7 protein-coding genes (1 of these 7 only partly in view) are annotated in these 7,860 nt (G+C 42.9%); 1 reads left to right on the forward strand and 6 read right to left on the reverse strand.

The window, feature by feature from the left end:
* Positions 1-551: 551 nt before the first annotated feature.
* Together B2575_RS08660 and B2575_RS08665 are read right to left on the reverse strand one after the other, a co-directional pair.
* Entirely contained in the window at positions 552-1,796 is a 1,245-nt protein-coding gene (locus B2575_RS08660; RefSeq protein WP_087813707.1) for a trypsin-like peptidase domain-containing protein, read from the reverse strand.
* An 87-nt stretch (positions 1,797-1,883) separates the two neighbouring features.
* Positions 1,884-3,041 carry an ATP-grasp domain-containing protein gene (locus tag B2575_RS08665; RefSeq protein WP_296241312.1) on the reverse strand — a complete coding sequence of 386 codons (1,158 nt, stop codon included), beginning with the start codon at positions 3,039-3,041 and terminating at the stop codon, positions 1,884-1,886.
* A 305-nt stretch (positions 3,042-3,346) separates the two neighbouring features.
* Here B2575_RS08665 and B2575_RS08670 point away from each other — a divergent pair, with 305 nt between their 5' ends.
* Positions 3,347-4,636 (forward strand): TerD family protein, encoded by a 1,290-nt coding sequence (locus B2575_RS08670; protein ID WP_296241314.1) that lies wholly within the window; start codon positions 3,347-3,349, stop codon positions 4,634-4,636.
* A 135-nt stretch (positions 4,637-4,771) separates the two neighbouring features.
* Here the strand turns inward: B2575_RS08670 and B2575_RS08675 are convergent, their stop codons facing one another.
* From B2575_RS08675 to B2575_RS08690, 4 genes are all read right to left on the reverse strand, one after another.
* Positions 4,772-5,380: a TerD family protein gene (locus tag B2575_RS08675; protein WP_087813709.1), complete on the reverse strand. Its 609-nt coding sequence runs from the start codon at positions 5,378-5,380 to the stop codon at positions 4,772-4,774.
* Positions 5,381-5,489: 109 nt separating this feature from the next.
* A complete protein-coding gene (locus tag B2575_RS08680) occupies positions 5,490-6,242 on the reverse strand; it encodes a TIGR00266 family protein (RefSeq protein ID WP_296241321.1) in 753 nt (250 codons plus the stop codon).
* A gap of 171 nt (positions 6,243-6,413) precedes the next feature.
* A complete protein-coding gene (locus tag B2575_RS08685; RefSeq protein WP_045445372.1) occupies positions 6,414-6,989 on the reverse strand; it encodes a TerD family protein in 576 nt (191 codons plus the stop codon).
* 469 nt (positions 6,990-7,458) lie between these two features.
* On the reverse strand, positions 7,459-7,860 hold the 3' portion of the coding sequence (locus tag B2575_RS08690; RefSeq protein ID WP_296241328.1) for a DUF475 domain-containing protein. The gene runs 618 nt beyond the window's last position; 402 of the gene's 1,020 nt are visible here — the last part of the coding sequence; its start codon lies off the right edge, out of view; it ends in the stop codon at positions 7,459-7,461.

Raw genomic sequence — 7,860 nt, forward strand, 5'->3', positions numbered from 1 at the left:
TTATTTATAAAAGACTGACTATAGATACTTGCCCTCTAGCTTCGTAGTGTAGGAATAGTTTCTAGTGGCAGTATTATCTGAAACACTTTCATCATCATTTGACAAAGCACCTATTATGAAAAAAACAGCAACTAAAATTATTATATAAATCATATCTATTTGCTTACTTTAGTTATTAATTTTTATTGGAATTTTTTCTTACATTTTTACTAAGATTTTTGCTTTGTATATATAGTTTTAAATAAAAAAGGTGCAAGTATTATTACGTGCCATTAGAATTGATGCTCTGCGCTTGCTGTACCTACGCAGATAGAAATTGCTAAAAACTCATTTGAGTAGCAGTGTATGCTTTTAAAAGTTGGGTAACTATAACTTTCTAATTATTTAAGTTGGATTTTATCAAGGTCAAAATCTTAAAAATAGGGTGTAGCTCAACACTTGTTATTTCTAAGCCGGGTTATTATGATAGCGCGTATCGAAATAATCAACTACTAAATAAATCAAGTGTTTAGATGTATTTATTTAAGGTTTGTCGACACTATAGTGAATCATTAACCCTGACAGCCGACCAACCACAAAGCACCGCGACTTTGTTTGCTTAATTGCGGCGTGGTCAACGGCGTAGCTGTCGTGCGTGACATGCCAGATGAGTCAGATAAGTTGTCTAAACTAATTCCAGCGCTCGCGAGTAGGGCGGATAATAACTGAAATTTCACCGCATAGTTCATATTTTGTGCATGTTCATGGACGAGGCTGGACGTTACCATGCCGATAACTTCGCCAGTCGGCAGTAATAAAGGGCTGCCACTAGAGCCTGGCTGAATAGGCGCAGTAAATTGCAGATAGCGAATATCATCGCCAAACCCTGTCAGTCCTGAGATGCAGCCTTGCGTTACTTGTAATTGGCTACTCAATCCTGATAACGGAAATCCCAAGGTGGTGATGGTTTCACCCAAATTATCACTACAACGCTGTGCTAAGGGTAAATAACTTGGCAGCGGCTCGCTTACTCTAATAATTGCTGAATCACTACCGATATCGCTGAGTACCACTTGCGCTTCACGATCGGGCTGCCCTTGCTGACGCACACCAATTATCGCCGCCGATTCAATGACATGATAACAAGTCAGTAAATGATAGGGATCGATAGCAAACGCTGTCCCTGTCCAAGTTTCACCAGACTGAACTTGTCTGGGCGGACGTGCGTCACTGTTAGGATAACCTTGCTGCTGTGCACGCTGGGCATCTTGGATAAGGGCATGCGTATCTGGCGGACGCATATCAAGGCTCACTTGTACATGATGCTCAAGACTTGCCAGTCCTTGCGTGGAGCTTTCACCAAGGGCACGGCATTTAAATTGTCCATTGCGTCGGTATATCTCTAATATGATCGCCGCTTTAACATGGCGTTCACTTGCGGTAAATTCATAACGAATATCGCCCTCATTGAGGGTTAAGCTTACCTTGCTCAATTCAACGGCAGGTAAGTTTAGGCTTGGCTCATGATAAACATAAGCAATCAGTTGTAAAAAGCTTGCACCTTGTTTATCAAACAATGCAGGCAAATCCAATTGCCATGCATTTGGATCATTTTTGCTATTGAGCTGCGCCCATTCCTTCGGTTCATGAAGATAAGCGGGACTACAAGCGGCTTTGCGATGCTCATCCAAAGGTAGCCATAATAGCCCAACCTGCTCGCCAAACTTTGACTGATCTGTCGTTGCAAAGGCGACCGAACAATTCGCTGTCGCGATGACCGTATTTGCCCCTAACACTAACGTGGTTTGTGCTGTCATCGTTTGCCTCTTGTTGAATATATTCGGTTGTCATGGATGTATTATTATTGATTCATTGCCGTCAGCTTTTTATATTATTATATTGACTTATTCAGTGATGTCTTCTTCAACTTTTACACCGATCATGATAGAGCGTACTTGGCAGGGGGTTATTTGTTGCGCGATATCAGCCAGTATCGGCTTATCGGTTAAGCCCAGCCAATAGGCAAATCCAACTTGGGTTAAATCCACACCGCTATGGGTGGTGTAATCAATGCCACCAGAAGGGCGACTATTAATCTCAAGCACACGGTGCTGACCGTCATCATCGGCTTTGGTTTGGACACTGACGATGCCATCGCAGCCAAAGGCTTTTATGAGTGGAATGACGACATCCATGACCGCTTGCTCGTAGCCGATATGCTGAATTTTCCCCGTTTTATAACGGGTGACAGCAGCCAGCACTTCGCCATATTCACAGACGACATCGATAGAGTACTCTTGCCCTGACAAGTAAGGCATTAGCAGCATGGGAATTGGGCGTTCCTGCACCATTAGGCTGTTTGCATAGGCATTGATAAATTGCGTGGTATTTATTTTTTTCTCTTCGGTAAAGTATAAATGCTCAAAGCTATCGTATTGCTCACCTACTTCTTTGCCCAGTCGCCAAAACCCTTGTGCAAAGATACCCGTGACCGGTTTGACACATAAGGGTTGATCACCATATATGTCAAGTAACGCCTCAAGCTCTGCGACGTTATCAAAGCGCCATGCCTCGGCAACGGGAATATCATGCTCATGACACTGTTGCATAAAGGCAAACTTATCATCTATCACTTCTAACGCTGCCACACTCGTTGCACCCGTCAATAAACGAATGCCAGCCGCGTTAAACGCCTCACGCTTGTCTTCGTAATCAATACCATTGCGTCCAGTGAGCAACACTTTTACATTGTTTTTCTGCGCTTGTTCTAACACAAACTGCCAACGCGGCATCAATGGCTCAACAGATTCGAGCACTGTTTGCTCATCGTTATCTGCGGTGCTAGTAGAAGGCTCGCGGTAAACGCTGTCAGCAAATTCAAAAATCTCAGGTCTATTGTGGCGGTGTGAAGCGATAATGTTGAACGAAGTATCAGCGTGATTTTTTAGGGTTTGTAGGCTGGCTAACATATCACGCTGGCTTGACTGACCTTCAGCTAACCAAACGGCAGGTGACGCGGCAGTTGATGTTTTATGATCGTTATCGTTAGCAGGGGTTTTCATAATTCTCTCAGCATTATCGTAGGTTTTAGATATAATTGAATAATTCACTATCGTCATCGCAACACCATCAGGAATATAAGCAAGCCGTAATATTGCTAATAGTAGGGGCTATTATATACAAATGCTAAGCGTTATAAATGCTGCTGACAAAATAGCATGAAGGATTTGTAAAAATATTTTTTAGGGTCATTGGCACGTTATTGAACGGTCGTACGCTTTAAAAGTCAGCGGCCATCCATGCTACTATATGACAATTATTAGCATAACAAACACACGCACATAATAAATAATTCAAAGGATGTATGATGAGCCAAATCCAACCTCAACAACTGATTGCTGGTGCCAATGCGCCACTGCCAACAGATCATATTAGCATTCGTATTTTAAGCCAAAATGCGGTCGATTGCGCGGCATATCGCCTGACAACTGACGGTAAAGTACGCGGCGATGGCGACATGATATTTTATGGGCAGACACGTAGCGATGATGGCAGTGTGAGTTTCCGTGGTCATGATAGCGATGGATTTTTTGATATTAATTTACCTGCGCAGCCTGCAAATATTGAGAAGATAGCATTAGCGTTTTCTAGCGCGCAGACGCTTGCGCAAGTTGGCGATGTCGATATTCAGGTATTGCAAGGCAGCCAAGTGCTGATGACTTGCCAACTAAGTGCAGCCGGACGTAATGAAAAAGCCATTATTTTAGCGGAATGTTATCGCCGCCAAGGTAGTTGGAAGTTTCGTTTTATTGCCCAAGGTTTTGAAGGAGGGCTGAAGCCTTTGTCTGAGCATTTTGGTGTTGAAATTGCTGATGAAGCGCCCGCTCAAAGCCCTGTACAAGACCAGTCACAAGGCCAAGCTCAGCCCATCAATACGCAGCGCCCAATTAATACGCAGAAAGCAGGTAGTGCACCTCAAACAAGCACGCCGCCGCCAATTCCTACAGCTTCTCCAAATCCGTCAATTAACCTAAGCAAAATTACTTTAACCAAAAATCAGTCTAGCATCAACCTAAAGAAACGTGATGACTTTGGTAAAATCTCTGTTAACTTAAACTGGAATCAAAATCCAACTGCCAATCAGCAGGCACCCAAAAAAGGCTTGTTAGGCGATCTTTTCAAACAACATAAAGCGGGCGGTATTGACCTTGATGTTGGGGCGATGATTCATCTGAAAAGTGGTGAAAAAACCTTGATTCAAGCCTTGGGCAATCGTTTTGGTAGTTTACAGTCAGCGCCTTACGTGTGTTTGCGTGCTGATGATAGAACGGGACAAGTCAGCGGCGGTGAGTGGCTAGATATTAACGGTCAGCAGTGGTCGCAGATAGAAGAGGTGTTTATCTTTGCTTTCATCTATGAAGGTGCACCAAATTGGGCGCAAACCGATGGAGTGGTGACCATTCATGTGCCCGATCAGCCACCGATTGAGACACGTCTTACAGAAGGGACAGGTAATTTGCCAATGTGTGCGATTGCGCGTCTGGTCAATCAGCAAGGTAGTATCAACGTTGAACGCATTAACCAGTATTTTAAAGGACATCAAGAGATGGATAAAGCCTTTAACTGGGGCTTTAGCTGGAAGCGAGGGACTAAGTAACAGCTTTAAAAATATTCTTTTGCACATGTAAAAAAAAGCCCATCTAATCGTAGATGGGCTTTTTTTTCTCAATAACGTTGCTTCAAGAGCTCATTTTAACGGATGAACGCTAATCCAACTAAAGCTTTGAATCCTTTACGCATGCGGCGTGATGGCAGGCATCAAGTCATGGAAAGTACGACCAGAAGCCGTTTCACCAATTGCATGCATTTTCCACTCATTATTATGACGATATACTTTTGCCATAATCATCGCGGTATGCCCACCTTGCGCTGATAAATTGTAGCGCGCGACTTCCTGATTGTTATTGGCATTGACGATACGACAAAATGCATTTTCTACCGTTTCAAAGGTTTGACCAGTGAAACTATTGACCGTAAATACTAGAGAGACGACATTGGCAGGGATTCTTGAAAGATCGACATTGATAACTTCGTCGTCACCATCGCCGTCGCCAGTGCGGTTATCACCAGTATGGACGATACTGCCATCTTTTGATTTCAGCTGACTGAACCAAATCGCATCGATGGCTTGTTTATTGGTATCAAACATGATGCACGAGGCATCTAAGTCAATCGAGTCACCGCCGCTACCACCACCGAATAACTTGCCCAAGAACCCGCCTTTTTTATCTTGAGGGTTTTGAGCAACGTCCCAGCCTAGACCCAGTTTTACTTGGGTAAGCTCGCCGCCCGCTTCTTTGCTTAGGGAGATTTTCTGACCTTTTTGTAAACTAACTGCCATGTGATATTCCTTATACTACAGTGTTATAGTAATTGTGAGTAGAGGGTTAAATAAAGTCTATAATGACGAGGAGTCGTTGTAACATACAGCTTTAAAAACATAATAATAGCTATAAGATATTGCCAAGCAAACTGTTATTGCCGCCGCGACCGCCGGAGCTAGTCCCTAAGACGCTTTGTAGCCAGCCTTGGTAACTATCACGATTACGAGAGCAGATAATGACTTTTCCTGAGCCTGAGAAGTTTAAAACCATACCTTCGCCACTGGTGACTGAATTGATGATGTTGCCCATGAAGCCTTTTTTCTTACTGGTGGCGACTGAGAGTTTGTATTCCAAACGCGAGTCCCAACAGACCACATGGCCGTTATCAATGATGACGTCTTTACCAGGTTCAACATCAATCTCAAATAGTGAACCGAAACCTGATACCACTACCTGACCTTGACCTTGCGTCTGCATCACCATAAAGCCGCCAGTATCACCAAAGACGGCGCCACCTAGATTACGTTGAATCTTAGCCTTCACATCGACACCCGTTTGCGCCGCGACAAATGCGCCATCGCTTAAAGTATATTGCTGCGCACCGCAATCAATGATTTGCATATCACCGTCGAGCGTTGGCGCAAGTAAACAATCGCCTTCACCATTGACTGCTTCGATTTGCTGTTGAAATAGTGACTCGTCGTTGGCAAAACGGCGCATAAGTGATTGCATTAGCCCGCCTTGCAGCTTACCTTTTAGCTCAAGGTTTGATTCCATCATCACCATTGCATTGGCTTCACAATAGATGGAGTCACCTTTTTTGAGGTTACAATGAAGAAATGGTTCAATGGTACCGATCAAGCTAAACGTGGCGGTCATAGGGTGCGAATCCTTATATCAGTATTCTATATGTTTGTAAGTTATGTCTGTAAGTCGGCTTAACCATAGATTTTCGCTAGCCTATTACTTTTAAAGCCATCAAATGCGATAGTAGGGCACACTTGATGGCTTTTGGGGCTTATATTATTAGCGCTAAATGTTAGTCAGCTCTTAAACATTAACACCATAAGAAGCCGCTAATGGTCCAAGACCACCGCTGAAGCCTTGACCGACGGCACGGAATTTCCAGTCGCCACTATGGCGATATAATTCACCAAAAATCATCGCAGTTTCGGTGCTACCGTCTTCTGATAAGTCATAACGTGCGATTTCAGCATCGCCATTGTCGTTAACGACACGGATGTAAGCGTCACCCACTTGACCAAAGTTTTGATTGCGGCTTTGACCTTCATAAATAATCGCACAGATAGCGACTTTGCTTACGTCAGCTGGAATGCTAGCAAGATTGATTTTGATTTTTTCATCATCGCCGTCGCCTTCACCAGTACGGTTATCACCTGTGTGCTCAACCGCGCCATTGTCTGACTTTAAGTTGTTAAAAAAGATGAAATCTTGGTCATTACGTACTTTACCTGCTTCATTGACCAAAAAGCCAATTGCATCTAAGTCAAACTCTTGACCGTCAGTAGCACGTGGATCCCAGCCAAGACCGACTGTAATATTGGTTAAACCCGGCGCTTCTTTTGATAAGTTTACGTTGCCGCCTTTTGTTAAGCTAATAGCCATATAAATATCCTTTTGATTAATAATTGAGTGGATTGAATGATAAAAAAAATAAACTAAAATAGTGCAGTGGTCGATATATAAATGCAAACAATGAATAAATTGACTCGTATGCCACGCCCTGCATATCATTACGATTTACTATACTAAGCGATTGCTTACTAAGCAAGGCGTATTTTGTGTGATTACGATATGATTACTAAGCGACATATCAATGCTGCAAGTCTGATACTTTTTAACCGTCCGAGCAACAGTCGTTAAGGTGTTGTTATCAAAAAGTAAATTAGATCGTCAGGCAGTGCAACATAAAAAAGCACTTATTCAACGGGTGTCAAATAAGTGCTTTAAAGCAAAAACGGGTCATACCAACTGCTTTGGTACAACCCGTCTATTTTTAAACTAACTTTATCTATCCACTTTATACTGTTTGATATTAAAAATTTTTGCTTGGTTTTTTAACATCGAACGAGCATCAAGTAATTGATTTAGCTTCTCGCTTACGATAATTGAGTGAAGCGACAAACGCCCAACCAATAAAGGTAATACCAATCAGACCAGTGATAAGCTCTGGTACATGGAATTTCACTGATAGCAGCATGATGATAGCTAAAGCACCGATAGCATAATGCGCGCCATGCTCAAGATAGACATATTCATCAAGGGTGCCTTTGTCGACCAAGAAGATAGTCATCGAACGTACAAACATCGCACCAATAGCCAGACCTAGCATGATGACGATTACGTCATTGGTAATCGCAAATGCGCCAATCACACCGTCGAAACTGAATGAGGCATCAAGGACTTCTAGATATAAGAAACCGATAATACCACCTTTCATAATCGCGCTAGTTGCAGCACCAGTACTATTACCTTG

Origin of the sequence: Psychrobacter sp. UBA6739, assembly GCF_002453835.1 — a bacterium.
GTDB lineage: Bacteria > Pseudomonadota > Gammaproteobacteria > Pseudomonadales > Moraxellaceae > Psychrobacter > Psychrobacter immobilis_A.

Bases quoted from the DNA above. Each gene is read 5' to 3' on its own strand.
- B2575_RS08685 (WP_045445372.1), bottom strand. From the start codon at position 6,989: ATGGCTATTAGCTTAACAAAAGGCGGCAACGTAAACTTATCAAAAGAA.
- B2575_RS08660 (WP_087813707.1), bottom strand. From the start codon at position 1,796: ATGACAGCACAAACCACGTTAGTGTTAGGGGCAAATACGGTCATCGCG.
- B2575_RS08665 (WP_296241312.1), bottom strand. From the start codon at position 3,041: ATGAAAACCCCTGCTAACGATAACGATCATAAAACATCAACTGCCGCG.
- B2575_RS08675 (WP_087813709.1), bottom strand. From the start codon at position 5,380: ATGGCAGTTAGTTTACAAAAAGGTCAGAAAATCTCCCTAAGCAAAGAA.
- B2575_RS08670 (WP_296241314.1), top strand. From the start codon at position 3,347: ATGAGCCAAATCCAACCTCAACAACTGATTGCTGGTGCCAATGCGCCA.
- B2575_RS08680 (WP_296241321.1), bottom strand. From the start codon at position 6,242: ATGACCGCCACGTTTAGCTTGATCGGTACCATTGAACCATTTCTTCAT.